Origin of the sequence: Sphingomonas sp. Leaf33, assembly GCF_001421785.1 — a bacterium.
Lineage (GTDB): Bacteria > Pseudomonadota > Alphaproteobacteria > Sphingomonadales > Sphingomonadaceae > Sphingomonas.
In genome coordinates this window covers 1,356,365-1,375,007 of the sequence record NZ_LMLB01000001.1, presented here as the reverse complement: position 1 = coordinate 1,375,007, position 18,643 = coordinate 1,356,365, and the positions used below count along the sequence as shown (strand labels likewise).

Annotated in this window: 20 protein-coding genes; 13 read left to right on the top strand and 7 right to left on the bottom strand. The window is 65.2% G+C overall.

The genetic code is table 11. The annotated features are described in order from the left end of the window. Positions 1–39: 39 nt before the first annotated feature. The 5 genes from ASE86_RS06815 to ASE86_RS06795 all read right to left on the bottom strand — a co-directional run bounded on the left by ASE86_RS06815 (position 40) and on the right by ASE86_RS06795 (position 6,941). Positions 40–2,820 carry a TonB-dependent receptor gene (locus ASE86_RS06815; protein ID WP_056423923.1) on the bottom strand — a complete coding sequence of 927 codons (2,781 nt, stop codon included), beginning with the start codon at positions 2,818–2,820 and terminating at the stop codon, positions 40–42. A gap of 282 nt (positions 2,821–3,102) precedes the next feature. Beyond that, complete coding sequence (infC, locus tag ASE86_RS06810; RefSeq protein WP_056423921.1) at positions 3,103–3,633, bottom strand: translation initiation factor IF-3; 531 nt, start codon at positions 3,631–3,633, stop codon at positions 3,103–3,105. Positions 3,634–3,714: 81 nt separating this feature from the next. Continuing rightward, positions 3,715–5,721 carry a threonine--tRNA ligase gene (gene thrS, locus ASE86_RS06805; protein ID WP_056423918.1) on the bottom strand — a complete coding sequence of 669 codons (2,007 nt, stop codon included), beginning with the start codon at positions 5,719–5,721 and terminating at the stop codon, positions 3,715–3,717. Positions 5,722–5,796: 75 nt separating this feature from the next. Beyond that, positions 5,797–6,120 (bottom strand): hypothetical protein, encoded by a 324-nt coding sequence (locus ASE86_RS06800; RefSeq protein WP_056423916.1) that lies wholly within the window; start codon positions 6,118–6,120, stop codon positions 5,797–5,799. Next, on the bottom strand, positions 6,120–6,941 hold the full coding sequence (locus ASE86_RS06795; RefSeq protein ID WP_056423914.1) for an LD-carboxypeptidase: 822 nt from the start codon (positions 6,939–6,941) through the stop codon (positions 6,120–6,122). Before ASE86_RS06795 ends, ASE86_RS06800 begins: the two co-directional genes overlap by 1 nt. Before the next feature lie 94 nt (positions 6,942–7,035). On the opposite strand from ASE86_RS06795, the gene ASE86_RS06790 reads away from it, so the two are divergent. Then, on the top strand, positions 7,036–8,430 hold the full coding sequence (locus tag ASE86_RS06790) for a glutamate ligase domain-containing protein (RefSeq protein WP_056423912.1): 1,395 nt from the start codon (positions 7,036–7,038) through the stop codon (positions 8,428–8,430). Positions 8,431–8,509: 79 nt separating this feature from the next. On the opposite strand, the gene ASE86_RS15940 is transcribed toward ASE86_RS06790, so the two are convergent. Next, entirely contained in the window at positions 8,510–9,310 is an 801-nt protein-coding gene (locus ASE86_RS15940; protein ID WP_156347052.1) for a hypothetical protein, read from the bottom strand. 130 nt (positions 9,311–9,440) lie between these two features. Between ASE86_RS15940 and ASE86_RS06785 the strand changes: the two genes are divergently transcribed. After that, positions 9,441–9,893, top strand: coding sequence for a Panacea domain-containing protein (locus tag ASE86_RS06785; protein WP_056423909.1), 453 nt, complete (start codon positions 9,441–9,443; stop codon positions 9,891–9,893). 391 nt (positions 9,894–10,284) lie between these two features. Here the strand turns inward: ASE86_RS06785 and ASE86_RS06780 are convergent, their stop codons facing one another. Beyond that, positions 10,285–11,244 carry an IS1595 family transposase gene (locus ASE86_RS06780; protein ID WP_056423907.1) on the bottom strand — a complete coding sequence of 320 codons (960 nt, stop codon included), beginning with the start codon at positions 11,242–11,244 and terminating at the stop codon, positions 10,285–10,287. A gap of 120 nt (positions 11,245–11,364) precedes the next feature. Between ASE86_RS06780 and ASE86_RS06775 the strand changes: the two genes are divergently transcribed. The 11 genes from ASE86_RS06775 (at position 11,365) to ASE86_RS06725 (ending at position 18,640) form a co-directional block, all read left to right on the top strand. Beyond that, on the top strand, positions 11,365–11,787 hold the full coding sequence (locus tag ASE86_RS06775; protein ID WP_056423905.1) for a hypothetical protein: 423 nt from the start codon (positions 11,365–11,367) through the stop codon (positions 11,785–11,787). Then, positions 11,784–11,990 (top strand): helix-turn-helix transcriptional regulator, encoded by a 207-nt coding sequence (locus ASE86_RS06770; RefSeq protein ID WP_056423902.1) that lies wholly within the window; start codon positions 11,784–11,786, stop codon positions 11,988–11,990. The genes ASE86_RS06775 and ASE86_RS06770 overlap by 4 nt, the downstream gene beginning before the upstream one ends. Further along, on the top strand, positions 11,987–12,859 hold the full coding sequence (locus ASE86_RS06765; protein ID WP_235524009.1) for an alpha/beta fold hydrolase: 873 nt from the start codon (positions 11,987–11,989) through the stop codon (positions 12,857–12,859). The genes ASE86_RS06770 and ASE86_RS06765 overlap by 4 nt, the downstream gene beginning before the upstream one ends. Positions 12,860–12,956: 97 nt before the next feature. Continuing rightward, the gene (locus ASE86_RS06760) at positions 12,957–14,030 is read left to right on the top strand and encodes a YjgN family protein (RefSeq protein WP_056423900.1); all 1,074 of its coding nucleotides are present in this window, start codon (positions 12,957–12,959) and stop codon (positions 14,028–14,030) included. Positions 14,031–14,057: 27 nt separating this feature from the next. Further along, a complete protein-coding gene (locus tag ASE86_RS06755) occupies positions 14,058–15,089 on the top strand; it encodes a M48 family metallopeptidase (protein WP_235524008.1) in 1,032 nt (343 codons plus the stop codon). A 26-nt stretch (positions 15,090–15,115) separates the two neighbouring features. Next, positions 15,116–15,823, top strand: a complete 708-nt coding sequence (locus tag ASE86_RS06750) for an alpha/beta fold hydrolase (RefSeq protein ID WP_056423896.1) — start codon at positions 15,116–15,118, stop codon at positions 15,821–15,823. Further along, complete coding sequence (locus tag ASE86_RS06745) at positions 15,820–16,560, top strand: tetratricopeptide repeat protein (protein ID WP_056423895.1); 741 nt, start codon at positions 15,820–15,822, stop codon at positions 16,558–16,560. The genes ASE86_RS06750 and ASE86_RS06745 overlap by 4 nt, the downstream gene beginning before the upstream one ends. Before the next feature lie 72 nt (positions 16,561–16,632). Then, entirely contained in the window at positions 16,633–17,085 is a 453-nt protein-coding gene (locus ASE86_RS06740; RefSeq protein ID WP_056423893.1) for a VOC family protein, read from the top strand. Positions 17,086–17,089: 4 nt separating this feature from the next. Then, the gene (gene gloB, locus ASE86_RS06735; RefSeq protein ID WP_056423890.1) at positions 17,090–17,818 is read left to right on the top strand and encodes a hydroxyacylglutathione hydrolase; all 729 of its coding nucleotides are present in this window, start codon (positions 17,090–17,092) and stop codon (positions 17,816–17,818) included. Between the two features lie 34 nt (positions 17,819–17,852). After that, positions 17,853–18,260 carry a hypothetical protein gene (locus ASE86_RS06730; protein ID WP_056423889.1) on the top strand — a complete coding sequence of 136 codons (408 nt, stop codon included), beginning with the start codon at positions 17,853–17,855 and terminating at the stop codon, positions 18,258–18,260. After that, a complete protein-coding gene (locus ASE86_RS06725) occupies positions 18,257–18,640 on the top strand; it encodes a hypothetical protein (RefSeq protein WP_156347051.1) in 384 nt (127 codons plus the stop codon). Before ASE86_RS06730 ends, ASE86_RS06725 begins: the two co-directional genes overlap by 4 nt. Positions 18,641–18,643: the final 3 nt, after the last annotated feature.

The window sequence follows — 18,643 nt, the reverse complement described above, 5'->3', positions numbered from 1 at the left end:
GTCGGCGGTTTGCTTGCGCAAACCGCGCGCCGCCCGCGTTTAGAACCGGATCCGACCCGTCACGCCGTAGGTGCGCGGTTCGGCCAGATACTGCGAGAAGATCTGGCGGCCACCCGGATACTGCGGGTCGACGAACGGAGCGCTGGTCGTGCCCGCCTGGAACGGCGAGTTGAAGGCGACCTGGGCATAGTCCTTGTCGAAGATGTTCTGGCCCCAGAATTCCAGCGCCCACCGCTCGCTGGGCCCACGGATGCCGACGCGGGCGTTGGCGACGAAGAAGCTGTCCTGCGCCTTCTGCGGGAACAGGTCGGAGCCGGTGTTATAGTCGTCGCTGAGACGGCCATCGATGTAGAACAGGCCCGACAGACCCGAATTGCCGAGGCGCGGGGTCCAGGCGAACGAGCTGGTCGCCACCCATTCCGGCGCGTTCGACAGCTGCTTGCCCGGAAGGACGCGCAGCGCCGGGTCGAGCGGCACGCCGCGCGCCGAGCCGACCAGATCGTTGCGATAGCTGGTGTCGGTGTAGGTGATGCCCAGCGTGAAGTTGATGTCGCGCGCCGGCTGCAAGGCCGCTTCGAGTTCGACACCCTGCGACCGCACGCCGTAGCTGACGTCGCCAGGCGCGCAGGCGCCGGTCGTCGCACTCAGGTCGCGATCCGCGCCGCCAAGCCCGGTCTTGCACGAATTGACCGTGGCGACGAGGAAGACGGTGCCGTTGAAGGTGTTGAGCTGGAAGTTCTCGAACTCCTGGCGGAAGGCGGCGGTGGTGATCGTCACCGGGCCACGCGAGAACTTTGCGCCGATTTCGTAGGCGTTGACCTTTTCCGGATCGAACTGGAGGTTGCCCACCAGCGCCTGCGCCCCGCCCAGCGAAGCGAAGCTCGCCACCGGATTCTTCAGCGCCGAGCGGTCGAGGTTGAAGCCGCCCGCCTTGTACCCGCGCGAATACGACGCATAGACCAGTAGCGCGTCGGTCGGCTTGTACGACAGCACCGCGGTGCCGGTGAATTCGTCTTCCTTGCGCTGGCTGTTGATGCTGACGCCGTTCAGTTCCGACGTCGAATTGCCCTGGCACGACAGGCCGATGATGCCGCCTGCCGTCGCGGCGAGCGCGGTCGACAGGAACGGTGCCAGCGCCTGCTGGTTGGCAACGCACCCGGTGTTGTCGTTGGTGAAGTTGGCGTTCAGCCGCTTGCGCTCGTTCGTGTAGCGCGCGCCCAGCGTCAGATCGAGATTGTCGGTAAAGTGGATGATGTTGTGCGTGAAGACCGCATAGTTGCGGCTCTTCTGGCGATAGCGGTCGGCGATCGAGCCCTTGTCGTTGATCGCATCGAGGCGATCGAGCGCCGCCAGGATCGCCGGACCACCGGAGCCCAGCGCGGTGACGCCGGCATTGATGCCGGCACGCACCTGCGGCGACAGGCAGCTTGCACCGCTCGGGAGGTAGCCGGCAGCAAGCGCCCCACCCGACACGACACGGCACGTCGCGAAGCGGCCGTACTGGCTGCCGAAGCGCAGGTTGTCGACGACGTCGAGCGTCTCGTCGGCGTAGTAGCCACCGATCAGCCAGTCGAGCTTGCCACCGAACGCTTCGCCCTGCAGGCGCAGTTCCTGGCTGAACGTCTTGAACGCGCGGCCGGCATTGCCGTTCGCCGCACGATAGAGGATGTCGACGCTCGAATAATCGACGTCGGCGCCCTGCGTCGAATTATAGTCGCGGTACGCCGTGATCGACGTCAGCGTCGCGGGCCCCAGGTTCAGATCGACCTGCCCCGACACGCCCCAATCCTTGGTGACGCCGTCGAAGCTGCGGCCGCGGCTGGTCGAGATCGTGCGGCTGTACCCCGGCGCGTTTACCAGCGACAGGTTCTGCCCCAGGTCGCGGATGACGTTGACGATGTTGTTGCCGGTCGTGCTGGGGGTCGCCGCGGTGGTCGGCAGGGTCGCCAGTTCGTTCAGGTCGCCGACGTAGGGGTTGGTCCGGCGGTCGACATAGGTCGCCGCGCAGCAAGCCTCGTCGCGCTTGGTGTAGTCGCCGATGATGCGGATGCTGAGGTCGCTCGACGGTTCGAAGCGCAACTGGCCGCGGACGAAATACCGGTCGCGATTGTTGACGTCGGTGCCGTTGGCGGGATCGAAGTAGAAGCCGTCGCGCTTCGTATAGACACCGTCCACGCGTGCCGCGAAGGTTTCACCCAGCGGCACGTTCAGCGCGCCCTGGAAGCGCCACAGGTCGTAGTTGCCGTATGTCGCCTCGGCCATGCCGCTGATGCCGGTGAAGCTCGGCTGCTTGGTGATGATGTTGATGACGCCGGCCGATGCGTTGCGGCCCGACAGCGTGCCCTGCGGCCCGCGCAGCACTTCCACGCGCTCGACCTCGCCCAGCTCGTTCATGCCGACGCCCGAGCGCGAGCGATAGACGCCGTCGATGAACACCGCGACCGAGCTTTCCAGGCCGGGATTGTCGCCGACCGTACCGATACCGCGGATACGCGCCGATGTGTTGGCTTCCGTGCCGGTCGACGACACGAGCAGCGACGGCGCGAGCTGGTTCAGCTGGCGGATGTCGTTGGCGCCCGACAGCTGGAGCTGTTCGGTCGATACGGCCGAGACCGCGACCGGCACGTCGGCCAGACGTTCGGCACGGCGGGTGGCGGTGACGACGATGTCGCCCTGGCTGACGATCGCCCCGTCCTGCGCCGCCTCGGTCTGCGCCTGGTTGGCGTCGGTAGTCTGGGGGGATGTCGTCGTGCTCTGCGCCATCGCCGGAAGGGCGATGGCCGTGGACGCGACAGAGATCAGCAGCGCGAGCTTACGCATGGTCGGCAATCCTCTCCTGCGGGGCGGCATTTTAGGATCGCCGCCCTCGTCTGACAGACAAGCTGACAAAAAGCCGCGCACTTGCCTAGCCCCCACCATACCCGAATGCGCGATTTTCGGGACGGACGTGCGCGAAGGACACAGTTGCAAGACAGGACTGATTTTCGAGTTTGCCGGCCTTGCCCCTAGGGAAGTCGCGATTTTCCGCCGCCCGAAAATGAAAACGGCCACCGACGGGATTTCCGCCAGCGGCCGTGTTTCGATACCCAGCTTTCGAAAAATTTATTTCGGCGCGAGCACCATGAGCATCTGGCGCCCTTCCATCCGCGGATAGGCCTCGACCTTCGCGATCTCGGTCACCTGCTCGGCGACACGCTGGAGCACCGCCATGCCGAGCTGGCCATGGCTGAGCTCGCGACCGCGGAAGCGCATGGTGACCTTCACCTTGTCGCCTTCGCCGATGAACTCGGCGACCTTCTTCATCTTGGTATCATAGTCGTGGTCGTCGATGTTCGGACGCATCTTGATCTCCTTGATCTCCTGCGTCTTCTGCGACTTGCGCGCGAGGTTCGCCTTTTTCTGCGCCTCGTACTTGTACTTGCCCACGTCCAGGAACTTGGCGACCGGCGGATCGGCGTTCGGCGACACCTCGACCAGGTCCAGCCCGACTTCCGCCGCAGCCTCGATCGCAGCGCGCGTGTACATCACGCCCAGATTCTCGCCCTCGTGATCGATCACGCGGACCTTCGGGCTGACGATGAATTCGTTGAACCGGGGGCCGTTCATTGCCGGCTGCATCGGTCGGCGCATCATTGGCGGACGGATAGTCAAGTCTCCTGTGGTAATTCCAGCGCTCTATATAGGCAAAACGCGCTTAAAGCGAAAGTGCCCCCGTCAGCGCAAATCGGGCGGGGTCGCTTCGTCGCGCAGACGGGTTACGATTTCGTCGAGCGTCACGAATTCCTGGCGGTCGGACCCCAGCCGGCGGACGGCGACCTTGCCCTCCTCGGCCTCGCGCTTGCCGACGACCAGCAGCGCCGGAACCTTCGCCAGCGAATGTTCGCGCACCTTGTAATTGATCTTTTCGTTGCGCAGGTCGACGTCGACGCGGATCCCGGCGGCGCGCAGCTTTGCCACGACCTCCTTGGCGTAGTCGTCGGCGTCCGACACGATCGTCGCGACCACCGCTTGGACCGGTGCCAGCCACATCGGGAAGCGGCCGGCGTGATGTTCGATCAGGATGCCGATGAAGCGTTCGAACGTGCCCAGGATCGCGCGGTGCAGCATGACCGGCCGGTGACGCTCGCCGTCCTCGCCGACGTAGCTGGCGTCGAGACGATCCGGCAGCACGCGGTCGGACTGGATCGTGCCGACCTGCCACGTCCGCCCGATCGCGTCGGTCAGGTGGAATTCGAGCTTCGGGGCGTAGAACGCGCCCTCGCCCGGCAGTTCCTCGAACTTGTCCTTGATCTCCTGCGGCAGGTTCGACGCCTGAACCGCATCGCGCAGTTCCTGCTCGGACATGTCCCACATCGCATCCGAACCGAACCGCTTCTCCGGGCGCAGCGCCAGCTTCACGGCGTAGTCGGTGAAACCCAGGTCCTGGTAGACCGAGTGCAGCAGCTCGCAGAACTTGCGGACTTCATCGACCAGCTGGTCCTCGCGCACGAAGATATGCGCGTCGTCCTGGGTGAACTGGCGCACGCGCATGATGCCATGCAGCGCGCCGTGCGGCTCGTTGCGGTGGCAGCAGCCGAATTCGGCCATGCGGATCGGCAGGTCGCGGTAGGACTTGATGCCTTGTTTGAAGATCAGCACGTGCGCCGGGCAGTTCATCGGCTTCAGCGCCATCAGGTCGCCTTCGCCCGTCAATACCGGCCCCTCGTCCTCGACGTTGGGCACTTCGTCGGGCACCACGAACATGTTCTCGCGGTACTTGCCCCAATGCCCGGACTGCTCCCACTGGCGCGCGTCCATCAGCTGCGGCGTCTTCACTTCGGCATAGTCGGCCGCGTCGAGCCGGCGGCGCATATATGCCTCCATCTGGCGCCACAGGATGAAGCCGTTGGGATGCCAGAACACCGACCCTTGCGCCTCGGACTGCAGGTGGAACAGATCCATCTCCTGCCCGATCTTGCGATGGTCGCGCTTGGCGGCCTCCTCCAGCATGTGGAGGTGCGCATCGAGCTGCTTCTTCGACAGCCAGCCGGTGCCGTAGATGCGGCTGAGCATCGCGTTCTTCTGGTCGCCGCGCCAATAGGCACCCGACACGCGGGTCAGCTTGAACGCCTGCGGATCGAGCTTGCCGGTCGATGCCAGATGCGGCCCGCGGCACATGTCGAGCCAGGCGTCCTCGCCCTTGCCGGCGCGATAGACGGTAAGTTCCTCGCCCTCGGGGAGTTCGGCGGCCCACTGCGCCTTGAATGTCTCACCCTGCGCTTCCCAGCGCGCGATCAGGTCGGCGCGGCTCCATACTTCGCGGATCAGCGGTTCGTCGCGCGCGATGATCTCGCGCATCTTCGCCTCGATCGCGGGCAGGTCTTCCTCGGTGAAGGCCCGGTCCTTCGGCGCGAAGTCGTAATAGAAGCCATCGCTGGTCGACGGGCCGAAGGTGATCTGCGTCCCCGGAAACAGCGCCTGCACTGCTTCGGCCAGGACATGCGCGTAGTCGTGGCGGGCAAGCTCCACCGCGTCGGCCTCGTCACGCGACGTCACCAGCGCCAGCTGCGCGTCCCCTTCGAACGGGCGCATGATGTCGCGCAGTTCGCCATCCACTCGCGCGGCGATCGCCGCCTTGGCGAGACCCGGCCCGATCGCCGCAGCGATATCCGCCGGGGTAGTCCCCGGGGCTACCTCACGGACGGAACCGTCGGGCAGCGAGATGCGGAAATGCGCGGACATGGGTGGAAACCTTCGAGAGAATGGAAGGCGCGCCTATGCCGTGGAGAGGGGACTCAAAGCAAGGCGCCGTCTGCGTCAATCCTCGGGCGATCGCTCGGGCGGGACCCCGCCGAACCAGCCCCGAAACGTATCGCGAACCAGCGCGAAAATGAAATATCCCGTCCACGCGACCGATCCGAGGACCAGAAGCCAGCACGCCAGTGCATCCGGCGCCAGGTTGATCGTTCGCCAGTCCGTCAACACCACCGGTCTGCCGGCCGGGCTCAACACGAACGCCGGCACCGCCAGCAGCAATAGAGGAAGCAACCACAGGACCGTCAGGATTCTCGAATCCGATCCCGGCGAGCGCGCGGCCGATCTCATCATCCAGCGGTAATATCGCTCGAACGGATTCCACATCAGGCGATGCCGAACGGGATCACCAGATTGTCGCTGTCATGCCCGATCCGCGCGCGGCCCAGGTACGGCACGCCCATGTCGCGGCACCAGCGCTGCATCATCACGTCCAGCGATTCGCCGAATTCGGCTTCGGTATCGCCGTCCGGCACGTCGGTGACCGCGCCGAGCCGCACGCCGGCGATGCCCTTCAGCTGCGTCGCGTTCGCCATCTGGAACAACAGCCGGTCGATCCGATAGTACGCCTCACCCACTTCCTCGATGTAGAGCACATGGTCGGTCAGGTCGGGCATCCACGGCGTTCCGATGAGCGCGCAGAGGATCACCAGGTTGAACGCTGCGGCCGGCTGCCCGCCCAGCGTCGGCTCCAGCACCGATCGGTCGCGGTTGACCAGCCAGCCAAGCGCGCGACCGACCGGCCGTCCCTTCGACGCTTCGCTGACGTTCGACGCCATCGGCCCGTGCACCGGCCGCCCGATCCGCCGCGCGTAGAGTGCGCCCAATAGAAAGCCCATGTCGGAAAAGCCCATGTAGCTCTTCTCGCGCGCGGCCGACTTCAGTTCGGGCATGACGCTGGCGAGGATGCGGTTCGACCCGTAGCCGCCGCGGGCGAACCAGATCGCGTCGATGCCGGGGTCGTTTGCGTGGCGCAGGAACGCCTCGGCGCGTAGCGCGTCGGGGCCGGCGAAATGCCCGGCCTCGGCAAAGCACTGCGGATCGACGATCAGATCGACCTCAGGGTAATAGAGCGCGGTGAAGGCAGCGACGCGGGCGGCACCGGCGGGTGTGATCGATCGCGCGGGCGCGACAACGGCAATCTTCATCCCTAACGCCCCTCGCCTTCGCTCAGTCTCTGGTCGCCAACCGATGGAGCCGCAGTGGCTTGCCCCCGTCCGCGCACGTCGATAGCGCGGGGCCATGCTTGATCGCAAACGCTTCTTCTTCGTCGGCATCGGCGGTTCCGGCATGATGCCGCTGGCGATGATCCTGGCCGCGCGCGGGGGACACGTCGCCGGGTCCGACCGCGGGCTCGACCAGGGCCGCGTGCCCGCCAAATTCGCCGCGCTGGAGGCGCTGGGCATCGCGCTCCATCCCCAGGACGGCAGCGGAATCGTGTCGGCCGAGCAGACCGTCGTCGCCTCCGCCGCGGTGGAGGACAGCGTCGCCGACATCGTCGCTGCGACGCGCGTCGGCGCACCGCGGATGACGCGCGCCGAACTCAACGCCGCTCTGTTCAACGCAGCCGAGCAGTCGATCGGCATCGCGGGCACCAGCGGCAAGTCGACCGTCACCGGTATGATCGGCTGGATCCTCGACCGCACCGGTCGCGCGCCGACCGTCATGAACGGGGCGGTGATGAAGAATTTCGTGGCACCCGACCGCCCGTTCGCCAGCGCGCTGGTCGGCAGCGATGCGAGCTATGTCAGCGAAGTCGACGAAAGCGACGGGTCGATCGCGCTCTACCACCCGACGATCGCGGTGCTGAACAACGTCAGCCTGGACCACAAGTCGCTGGAGGAACTGCGCGCCCTGTTCGGGGACTTCGCCGCCAAGGCGCGCACAACCGTGCTGAATATCGGCGATGCGGAGGCTGCCGCGCTGGCAACCGCACTGGACCGCGACCGGCTGGTGACCTTTGCGGTCGACCGCGATGCCGATCTCAGCGCACGCGCCCTTGTCGAAGAACCGTTCGCGGTGTCGTTCGACCTGGTCGCCGATCGCGAGACGCATCCCGTCCGGTTGGCGGTGCCGGGGCGGCATAACGTCGCCAACGCGCTGGCGGCGATCGGTGCCGTTCGCGCAGCCGGCGTGCCGCTGGCCGACGCGATTGCCGCCATCGCCGGCTTTGCGGGCCTGCGCCGCCGGTTCGACCTGGTCGGTGAAGCGGGCGGCGTCGCCGTGATCGACGACTTCGGTCACAACCCCGACAAGATCGCCGCCACGCTGGCGACGCTCCACGCTCATCCCGGGCGTCTGCTCGTCCTGTTCCAGCCGCACGGTTATGGCCCGTTGAAGCAGATGCGCGGCGAACTGGTCGCGACGTTCCTGTCCGGCCTGGCCGATGGCGACCTGCTGGTCCTGCCCGATCCGGTCTATCAGGGCGGCACCGTGGCGCGCGACGTCGGCAGCGCCGAGATCGTTGGCGACATCATCGCCGGTGGAGGCCTCGCGTTGCACGTCCCCGACCGGACAGAGGCGGCGGCGCATCTGGTTGCCCAGGCTCGTCCGGGGGATCGTATCGTCGTCATGGGCGCGCGGGACGATACGCTCAGCCTGCTGGCGACAGGTATAGTGGAGCAGTTGCCGAGCTGATCTCACTGCAGATATCTGATTTTGGAAAGCCTGCTGGTCATTATATACATGACAAAGCAAGCAAATGTCGTTGAGCTAGTTAGCCCTCTCCCTCCAAGGCGCGCTTGTCCGCCGCATCCTCATCAGCCAATCCCTGAAGGATGGCGGGATCGAGAAGCCTTAGTGCAGGCAGTGGCTTCATCTTTGGGTGACTCCATACCCGCTTCTCCAGCGCACTTGGCAATTGTAGCGGTTGAGGCAATGGAGCGGTTTTTTTGTAATCGAAGCGCCTGAAGTAATGCCCTACAGTCAAATTCAGATTTTCAGTGTAGTCACCCAGGTCGCCTAGTGTATTATTGAACCGTACAAGCTGTTCTGTGTCGACATGATCCATGCCAAACTTAAATTTGTTCTTCCCTGATCGGTTGTGAATTGTGCCGTATGGGCCTTCCCTCATGGCTTCATGCAAAGGCGTGTCTTTTTCGAAATCCTCTGCGTCGATAAATATGCCGTAGCGGGTCACCGCGCTGATACCGTGGACGTAGTAGTTACGATATGCGCGACAGCGCTCATACATGTTTGCGACGTGCCGCACGCCCTCGGCGATGTCATGTTGTTCGGTTGGAAATTCTTCGGCTAGGCAATTTAGTGCTTGGGCCATACCTACAGTGCCTAGTTCTACGATAATTGGTTCGATCGCTCTTTGCCGAAGGACGTCTCCAGCGGTCGTGAGAGCTTTCAGCAATTCTCTGATGTGGAGCTCGCAGCGATTCCATCCTACAACGATCATTCCCAGCGCGAAGGGAATGTCGCGATGGTCTCCGATTAAATGGAGGTTTTGTTTTTCCGTCATGAATAAGCCAGACACTGAGGATGACGTGCTCCGCAGGATGCTGAACACGCCACCAACACCGCACCCCAAGCCGCCAGAGTCAAGCGAGCCTCGGCGGCGGGGAAGGCCGATAGGTGGTTCCGGGACTGGCGCCCGCTCCTAGACACTGGCCGCCTGAATCTCTATATGTTCACCTGAAATGGCCCTCTCAATCTTTCAGGTGGCACGGACGATTGGCGACTTGAGCGGCTGGACAAAATCCAACCTCGAGTTGCAGAAAATCGCTTACGTCGCAGAGATGATCCATCTTGGGCGAACCGGTCGGCCGCTCACGGATTCGGATTTTCAAGCGTGGGATAGAGGCCCGGTCAGCCCCGATCTTTATCACTGGGCGAAGATGTACGGGTCGAAGCCTGTCGACGCGAGCCTGTTTCGACACGTTACCCCGCTATCTCCCGTCCTTGAGGAATATCGGTCAATTGCTGACGCCTACGAGGCAATGAAGTCGCTAAGCCCTTGGCAAATGGTCGATGCGACTCATCAGGCCAATGGCGCATGGGCGGCGCATTACCATGCCGGGAGGCGCGGGGTTGCTATTCCCAAAACGGCGATCCAGCAGGAATACCATGCTCGGATCATTGAGGATGCTTGAGCCTCACAAAGTTTCCATTCGCGTAAGCGATAATAACCCTAATCGGAAGCTTGCAGAGGCTAACGACGAATTAGGAAATGATGTCGAAGCCTCTCTAAATGCTCGGGGTGAAGAGCGATTCGCGTGGCTTTTGTGCTGCATAATACTGTTTGATTGCTTTGCCTTTTCTAATATGAGCAATTGGACAGGGCCGATCGTGATCGGCATCATGCAGCTAGTTTTGATAATTGGGCTAGCTCGAAAGCTTCGGGTTGAGGAAATCGGGAAAATGCTTTCGCGATTTATGGACCGTGTAAGTGATATGCCCGACAAGAAAGGCTAATCTTTCTTGGTCCATCGCCACCCATAAGCGCCGCCCTTGAACTTGCGCTTTCGGCCCATCGCAGGGTGCTTAGGCTGCGACTGCACCAATCCGCCGATAGGTCAGGCGCTTACCGGCGATGCCCTTGAGAGCAATGTCAGTGCGCATATCGTCGGTGATGCCGAGGGCGGCGCGATGCGTGTAGCGGAAGTCGAACTCATGCATGTAGCGCTGTAGGTGCTGCGAACCGCAGTGCTGATAGATGCCACGCATGCCGCGCTTGAAGATGCCGAAGAAGCCTTCGACGGTGTTCGTGTGGATCGTATCGTCACCCTTGCGGACGTACTCGCCACGGGCATGTGCGACGCTGGTGTGACCGGCGTAGTGGTAGCCGATGCCCTTATAGTGAGCGGCTTCGTCGGTCATGATGCGCGCCTCTGGCGAGACGTGCTGTGCGATAATCGCGGACATCGCCTTGAAGTTGAAATGACCGGTGAACACGACCGACGTTGCGCGGCCCGTCACGCGATCGACCAGTGAGACGACCTTGTTCATGTTGTGGATCGCCATGCGGCTGTTGCCGGGGACGCGACCGATGAAAGTCTCGTCGACTTCGACCATGCCACCACCGCTGCCCATCGGGGTAGCGCCGTCGTTCGTCATCGCTTCGCGAATGCGGTGAGCCATGAACCAAGCCGACTTGTACGTGATGCCGAGCATGCGATGAAGCTGGTGAGCGCTTACGCCCTTCTTGCTGGCGACCATCAGGTGCGTAGCTAGCAGCCACTTGTTCAGTGCGATCTTGCTGTCTGCGAACACGGTGCCGACCGTTACGGTGAACTGCTGGCGGCATCCGTTGCACTGAACGACACCGTTGCGCAGCTTGCCTTCCGGGTGAGCCTTGCTCGCCGTCCCACGAACCGGGGGCATGCGCTTCGCGTCGTACGAACCGCAGTGCGGGCACACCGGACCTTGGGGCCACCGCAGCGCTTCCAGATGCTCGCGGGCGGCTTCTGCGTCGGTGAAACGGGGGGCAGTGATGTTCGTCATGCCCTCTTATGGGCGTTCACCGGCTGCTTTGTCAAGTATATAATGACCAGCCTGCTTGACATGACAAGCAGGCTTTACGTAAAGTCTCCTTGTCAACGAATCATCTGACAGGAGCCTTCCATGCGTTCCAATACCCTTGCCGGGCGGCGCTATCTGCGTCGCTTCTGGCCGACGATGCTCGCCTATGTCGCGGCGCTGTTCTTTGCGGTCTGGGCGATCAAGACATGGCAGCCGACCGGCATCCTGCTGGTCGCGCTGTCGATCCTGCCCGCGCTGCCGATCATCGCAATCATCGGCGTCATCGGCCTCTACATCGTCGAGGAGACGGACGAATTCATCCGCGCGCGCGTGGTACGAGCCATGCTGATCGGCATGGGCTTCATGCTTGCCGTGTCGAGCGCCTGGGGCTTCTTGGAGGACGGCGGCGTCGTGCCGCACGCGCCGGCCTATTGGGCGTTCATCCTGTGGTGCATCGGCTGGGGCTTTGCGCAATGCGTGCAGGGCTTGCGTGACCGCATGGCTGGCAGCGGCGAGGAGGCATGAACAACCACATGCGCACGCTGCGGGCCGAGCGCGGGTGGAGCCAGCAGCATCTGGCCGACCTGCTCGAGGTGTCGCGCCAGAGCGTGAACGCGATCGAAACCGGCCGCTACGACCCGTCCCTCCCCCTCGCCTTCCGGATCGCCGACGTGTTCGGCCAGCCGATCGAGGCGATCTTCGTCAACCCGAAGGATGCCGAGCAATGAAACGCCCTAACCTGTTCCTCCTGATCCTCGCCGCCGTCCTGATCCCGATGATGGCAAAGGCGCAGACGCATCCCGTCGTCCAGCGCGAGCATATCTCGATCCGCGACGAGGGCGGGCGCGGGTCGACCGTCATCCTGATCCCCGGCCTGTCGTCGCCGCGCGCGGTATGGGACGGCGTCGTGCCGGGGCTGAAAGCGAAGCACCATGTACTGACCGTTCAGGTCAACGGCTTCGGCGGCGACGATCCGCGGGACAATCTGAAACCGGGCATCCTCGACGGCATCGTCGCCGAACTGGACTCCCACATCCGCGACCGAAAGATCGCCAGCCCCGCGGTGGTCGGTCATTCGATGGGAGGGCTCGTCGCGATGATGCTGGCGGTCCGTCATCCCGACAGCGCTGGCCGGGTGATGGTGGTCGATGCGCTGCCCTTCATCGGCACCATCTTCCAGGGCGGCGCGACCGTCGCTGCGGTGACGCCGAACGCGGTACGGATGCGCGACATGATCGCCGCGACGCCGCCTGCCAAGTCTCCGGTCACCGCCGATCCGGGCGGCATCTGGTCGAACACGCCCGCCGGCCGCATCCAGGTCGCCGAATGGGGCCGCCGCGCCGACCCGCGCGTCGTGGCGCAGGCGATGTACGAGGACCTGACAACCGACCTGCGCCCCGACATAGCGAAAATTACCGCCCGCCCGTTCACCGTGCTCTACGCGACCGGCGCCGGACCGCAGGCAAAGGCGATCTGGGAGCGCGACTATGCCGGGTCGCCCGCGACACTGGTGCCCGTCGCCGACAGCCTGCATTTCATTATGCTCGACCAGCCAAAGATATTCGCCAAGGCGCTGGACGAATTCCTGGCGAAGTGATTGCACGGCGCGCCGTCGCAACCGGATCGACACAGATTGTCGTTGCGTCGGCGCCCGACCTACCCTCCAATACCCGACGGGGAATTAGGGGGGATGTATGCACGACCGCGTCACGCGCCACGAAAGCGCGTTCGAATTTCATGGGACATGGCGCGACTATGCCCCGATCGCGTTTACCAACCTGCTGCTGACCATCGTCACGCTCGGCATTTATCGGTTCTGGGCCAAGACGCGCGAGCGGCGCTATCTGTGGAGCCAGACGCGCTTCATCGACGACCGGTTGGAATGGACGGGCACCGGGCTGGAGCTGTTCATCGGGTTCGTGCTGGTGATCGTCGCGGTCGGGGTGCCGGTGCTGATGCTGCAGTTCGGCATCCAGGCGCTGGCACTGCGCGGGCTGGAAGTCGTCGCCGCGATCATCGGCATCGCGATGTACCTGAGCTTCCTGTACCTCTTTGGCCTCGCCCGCTTTCGCGCGTTGCGCTATCGGCTCAGCCGGACGAGCTGGCACGGCATTTCGGGCGGTAGCGACGACCAGGGGTTCGCCTATGCGGTCCAGGCGACGTGGATGCCGATCGTCGGCGGGTTCGCCGGTGGCCTGCTGATCCCGTGGTCGCTGGTGACGCTGTGGAACGAGAAATGGAATGCGATGAGCTTCGGCCCGCATCCGTTCACCTCCGGCGCCAGCCCGACGCCGCTGTTCCGCCGCCTGTTCCTGTGCATCGGTCTGGCGATCGCCGCGCTGATCGGCTTTGCGGCCTTCGGCTTCCTGACGGCTAACGCGGTTCAGGCGCTGGTGCCGCAATCGCCGTTGCAGATCCTGCTGATGATCCTGCCGATCTTCTACCTGCTGGTCTTCGTGATCTTTCCGATCATGTTCTACGCCGCGTTCTTTCGCGAATGCGTCAGCCACATGACGATCAGCCATCTCGATTTCGGGTTCGATGCGCGCACCAAGGATTGGCTGAAGCTCTACGCGGGCGACGTCGCGCTGGTCGTCTGCACGCTCGGGATCGGTGCGATCTTCCTCGGTTACCGCCACTGGGCGTTTTTCATCGGGCACTTGGAAGCCTATGGCCAGATCGACCTCGACACGCTGACCGTGTCGACCACGGCCCGTCCGGGCCAAGGCGAAGGCCTGCTCGACGCATTCGACATCGGAGCGATCTGACCGATGCAAGCCCGGCATTACGATGGTGTGACCGCGCGGCCACGCGAGCCGCACGTCCGCGCCGACGATGCCGGACTCTGGCTGTCGGACGGCGATTGGACCGAAGGGCCGATCCCGTGGGCGCTGCTGGCGACCCGCGACCGCAACCGGACGCGCTGGCTGCTCGGGCGGCCCGATCGCCCTGGCTGGCGGCTGACGCTGGAGGGCGACGTGCCTGCCGACCTGGCCGCGCGTCTGCCCAAGAACGGGCAATACGGCCGCTGGATCGATGCGGTCGGGCTGTGGAAGGCGGCCGCAGCGTGTGCGATCGTTGCTGTCGGCGTGGTCGCGATCGGCCTTGCCGCACCGGCGTGGGTCGCACGCGCGGTGCCGATGGCGTGGGAGCGCCGGCTTGGCGACGCGATGGTCGGCGATTTCGGCACGCGGCTGTGCCGGGCCCCGGCGGGACGCGCCGCACTCGACGGCCTCGTCCGGCGTCTGTCGCCCGACACCGACGATTTGCAGGTCAGCGTGACCGCCGTCCCCGTCGTCAACGCAGCCGCCCTGCCCGGCGGGCGGATCGTCATCTTTGAAAAACTGCTGACCGAAGCGCGGTCGGCCGACGAGGTCGCCGGCGTGCTCGCGCACGAGATCGGCCATGTCCATAACCGCGACGTGCTGGCGGCGATGGCGCGGCAGGCGGGGATCGGCGTCGTGCTGGCGAGCTTTACCGGCGACGTCGGCAACACGCTCGGCACGCTGATCGCGGCACGCTACTCGCGCGAGGCGGAAAGCGCCGCGGATGCCTACGCCATCCTGACGCTGGGTCGGGCGCGCATCTCGCCCCTGCCGACCGCCCGGTTCTTCGCGCGGCTGGCGACGATCGAGGACAGAATGCCGCAGCTTGCGTTCGGCTATCTGTCCAGCCATCCGCTCTCGACCGAGCGCCGCCGGCGGTTCGAGCGCGCGGCCGCGACGCATCGCGACGACCGGCCGGCGCTGACCGCAGCCGAATGGACCGCGCTGCGCCGCATCTGCACTGACGATCCCGCGGTCGAGCGCAGCGAACTGGCGTTCTGATCGCATCGGGCGTAGCGCACACGCCCATGTCCGATCGTCCCCTCGCCTATCACCACACCCCCGGCCGCGGGCCGACCCTGATGTTCCTGCCCGGCTATGCCAGCGACATGACCGGGACGAAGGCGCTGGCGATCGAGGCCTGGGCAAAGGCGCACGGCCGTGCCTGTGTACGCTTCGACTATTCAGGCTGTGGCGCCAGCCCCGGCACGTTCGAGGATGGCACGCTGGAGCTGTGGCGCGACGACGCGCTCGCCGTACTGGATCACCTGATCGATGGGCCCGTCACGCTGGTCGGATCGTCGATGGGCGGGTGGATCATGCTGCTGGTCGCGCTGGCCCGGCCCGATCGTATCGCCAGCATCGTCGGTGTCGCCGCCGCGCCCGACTTCACGAGCTGGGGATTCAGCGACGACGAGAAATCGACGCTGGCGCGCACCGGACGCCTCGAACAGCCCTCGCCCTATTCGGACCGGCCGACCGTCACGACCCGCGCCTTCTGGCAGTCGGGTGAGAGCCTGCGCGTGATGTGGCCGAACATTCCGATCGATTGCCCGGTGCGGCTGATCCACGGTCAGCGGGACGAGGACGTGCCATGGGAGCTGAGCCTGCAACTCGCCCGCACGATCCGTTCAGCCGACGTGCAGACCATCCTGGTCAAGGACGGCGACCACCGGCTGTCGCGCGATGCCGATATCGGCACGCTGCTCAGCACGATCGAAATGCTGACGCCATGATCCTGCTTGCCCTTGCCCTCCAGACCGCGGTGACGCCCGCGCTGACCGATTCGCAGGATGCGCGGATGCAGCGCTGCGTCGATCTCGCGGTCGGCGATCCGGCCGCAGCGCAGACCGAGGCGTCGCGCTGGGTGCTGGCAGGCGGCGGCTTTCGTGCGCAGCAGTGCCTGGGGCGTGCCTATACCGGCCTCAAGCGATCCGCCCCTGCGGCGCTGGCGTTCACCGAATCGGCACGCGGCGCGGCCGATGCCAAGGACGCGCGTGCGGCGAGTTTCTGGGCGCAGGCGGGCAATGCCTGGCTGGTCGCAGGTGATCCGGTCAAGGCGAAGACAGCGCTCGACACGGCGCTGGCCGGCAGCGGCCTGACCGGCCTCGCGCTGGGCGAAGCGCATCTCGACCGCGCCCGCGCGCTGGTCGCGGCTGGCGATACCGTGGCCGCCCGCAAGGACATCGACGCGGCGCTGCTCCACGCCGCCGACGACCCGCTGGCATGGCTCCTCTCGGCGACGCTCGCGCGGCGGATGAACGACCTGCCCCGCGCGCGCACCGACATCGCCAAGGCTCTGGACCGTGCCAGCGACGATGCGTCGGTCCAGCTTGAAGCCGGCAACATCGCCGCGCTGTCGGGGGACGAGGCCGGCGCCCGCAGCGGCTGGACGACGGCCGCGCAGATCGGCCAGGGGGCGGTCGCCGCGTCAGCCACGGCGGCACTGGCGCAGTTCGGGACGGCCAAGTAGAACTTGGCGGAGCCGGAAGCCGTCCCGACCGTTCGAGCAGCGTCATTCGCCTAAAACGATAGAAGGCTGCCGATGCATTACCTCCATACCATGATCCGCGTCACCGACCCGGATGCGACAATCCGCTTCTTCGATGTGCTGGGCCTGAAGGAAGTCCGGCGCCTGGAAAGCGAGAAGGGCCGCTTCACGCTTATCTTCCTCGCCGCCGACGAAGACATGAATGCGCCGGGCGAACGCGCCAAGGCGGAGGTCGAGCTGACCTACAACTGGCCGGCCGAGGACGGTTCGGCGTCAGAGGAATATACCGGCGGGCGCAACTTCGGGCACCTGGCCTACCGCGTCGATGATATCTACGACACATGCCAGCGGCTGATCGACGCCGGCTACACGATCAATCGCCCGCCGCGCGACGGTCACATGGCCTTTGTCCGCACCCCCGACAACATCTCGATCGAACTCTTGCAGAAGGGCGAACTGGAGCCCGCCGAGCCGTGGACGTCGATGCCCAACGTCGGCGAATGGTAGGCTGATGCTAGAAGTCGTCCGGGTCGCTGCGCTGAGCGACAATTACGTCTGGCTGATCCACGACGCTGCTACCGACACGACGGTGGCGGTCGATCCCGGCGAGGCGGCACCCGTTATCGCCGCGCTCGATGCACGTGGCTGGCGGGCGGCTGCGATCTGGACGACCCACTGGCACCCCGACCATACCGGCGGCAATGCCGAGCTGATCGCGCGCTACGGCTGCGCGGTCACCGGCCCCGAGGCAGAGCGCGCGAAGATCGCGACGCTCGATCACGGCGTCGGCGAAGGCGACACCGTGCGGATCGGCGACCGTGTCGCGACCGTGCTGGAGACGCCCGGCCACACCGCCGGGCACATCGTCTTCCACTTTGCCGACGACCACCTGATGTTCAGCGGCGACACGTTGTTCGCGATGGGCTGCGGACGGCTGTTCGAAGGGTCAGCGGCTCAGATGTTCGCCAACATGGCGCGCTTCGCCGCGATGCCGGACGAGACGGTCGTCTACGGCGCCCATGAATATACGCTGTCGAACGGTCGTTTCGCCCTGACCGTCGAGCCCGGCAACGCGGCGCTCCGGGCACGGATGACCGAGGTCGAGCGTTTGCGCGACGCCGGCGGCGCAACGCTGCCGACCACGATCGGGCTGGAGCGGGCGACCAACCCGTTCCTGCGGGCCCGCGACGTGCAGGAATTCGCCGAGCGACGCGCGGGCAAGGATGCATTTCGCGGCTGATGCGTTATCGTTTCCTCAGACGGAGGATTTGACGATGCGTATCATCCTGCCCCTCGCTGCCCTCGCGCTGACTGCGGGATGTGCCGCCACGCCGCAGCAGACAGCCCGCGCCGATGCCGAACAGTCGCGCGACATCGCACGACTTGAACGAGATCTCGCCGGATGGAGCCCGGGCGCGCCGCAAAGCTGCATCCAAACGCGCAACGCGAATGTGAAGATCTATGGCGACACGCTCGTCTATGACGACGGCGCGCGACGCTATCGCAACCAGACCACCGGCGGCTGCTTCGGCCTGAAGCGCGACGACATTATCGTCACCCAGACGTTCGGCAGCCAGTTCTGTCGCGGTGACATCGTCCGCACGGTCGATCGCACCGCGGGTTTCCCGTCTGGCGCCTGCGCGTTCGGCGACTTCGTGCCCTACACCCGCGATCGGCGATGAGGAGCGGGCTGGTCCTGCCGTTACTGGCGCTGGCGGGGTGCGCGGCGTCGGCGGCCGGCGGACACAGCGACGCCGCCGAGTTGGCCGACGCGCTGAAGGGTCGGACGGCGGGTGCGCCACAGCGGTGCATCAACGCCTCCAGCCTGGAGGCACCGCGGATTATCGGCGAGACGCTGGTGTATCGCCAGGGCGGCCGGCTGTTCGTCACCCGGGCGGAGGGCGGTTGCCCGTCTCTCGGCGGCGACCCGCTGCTCATCACCGAAATCTACGGCGGCAACCTGTGTCGCAACGACCGCTTCCGCACGGTTCCCCGCGGGGCGAGCATCCCAGGCCCCTACTGCCGGTTCGGCGATTTCGTACCCTATAGTCGCGCGCGGTAACGC

Coding starts and splice junctions, on each gene's coding strand:
- ASE86_RS06815 (WP_056423923.1), bottom strand. CDS start 2,820: ATGCGTAAGCTCGCGCTGCTGATCTCTGTCGCGTCCACGGCCATCGCC.
- infC (WP_056423921.1), bottom strand. CDS start 3,633: ATGATGCGCCGACCGATGCAGCCGGCAATGAACGGCCCCCGGTTCAAC.
- thrS (WP_056423918.1), bottom strand. CDS start 5,721: ATGTCCGCGCATTTCCGCATCTCGCTGCCCGACGGTTCCGTCCGTGAG.
- ASE86_RS06800 (WP_056423916.1), bottom strand. CDS start 6,120: ATGTGGAATCCGTTCGAGCGATATTACCGCTGGATGATGAGATCGGCC.
- ASE86_RS06795 (WP_056423914.1), bottom strand. CDS start 6,941: ATGAAGATTGCCGTTGTCGCGCCCGCGCGATCGATCACACCCGCCGGT.
- ASE86_RS06790 (WP_056423912.1), top strand. CDS start 7,036: ATGCTTGATCGCAAACGCTTCTTCTTCGTCGGCATCGGCGGTTCCGGC.
- ASE86_RS06785 (WP_056423909.1), top strand. CDS start 9,441: ATGGCCCTCTCAATCTTTCAGGTGGCACGGACGATTGGCGACTTGAGC.
- ASE86_RS06780 (WP_056423907.1), bottom strand. CDS start 11,244: ATGACGAACATCACTGCCCCCCGTTTCACCGACGCAGAAGCCGCCCGC.
- ASE86_RS06775 (WP_056423905.1), top strand. CDS start 11,365: ATGCGTTCCAATACCCTTGCCGGGCGGCGCTATCTGCGTCGCTTCTGG.
- ASE86_RS06770 (WP_056423902.1), top strand. CDS start 11,784: ATGAACAACCACATGCGCACGCTGCGGGCCGAGCGCGGGTGGAGCCAG.
- ASE86_RS06765 (WP_235524009.1), top strand. CDS start 11,987: ATGAAACGCCCTAACCTGTTCCTCCTGATCCTCGCCGCCGTCCTGATC.
- ASE86_RS06760 (WP_056423900.1), top strand. CDS start 12,957: ATGCACGACCGCGTCACGCGCCACGAAAGCGCGTTCGAATTTCATGGG.
- ASE86_RS06750 (WP_056423896.1), top strand. CDS start 15,116: ATGTCCGATCGTCCCCTCGCCTATCACCACACCCCCGGCCGCGGGCCG.
- ASE86_RS06745 (WP_056423895.1), top strand. CDS start 15,820: ATGATCCTGCTTGCCCTTGCCCTCCAGACCGCGGTGACGCCCGCGCTG.
- ASE86_RS06740 (WP_056423893.1), top strand. CDS start 16,633: ATGCATTACCTCCATACCATGATCCGCGTCACCGACCCGGATGCGACA.
- gloB (WP_056423890.1), top strand. CDS start 17,090: ATGCTAGAAGTCGTCCGGGTCGCTGCGCTGAGCGACAATTACGTCTGG.
- ASE86_RS06730 (WP_056423889.1), top strand. CDS start 17,853: ATGCGTATCATCCTGCCCCTCGCTGCCCTCGCGCTGACTGCGGGATGT.
- ASE86_RS06725 (WP_156347051.1), top strand. CDS start 18,257: ATGAGGAGCGGGCTGGTCCTGCCGTTACTGGCGCTGGCGGGGTGCGCG.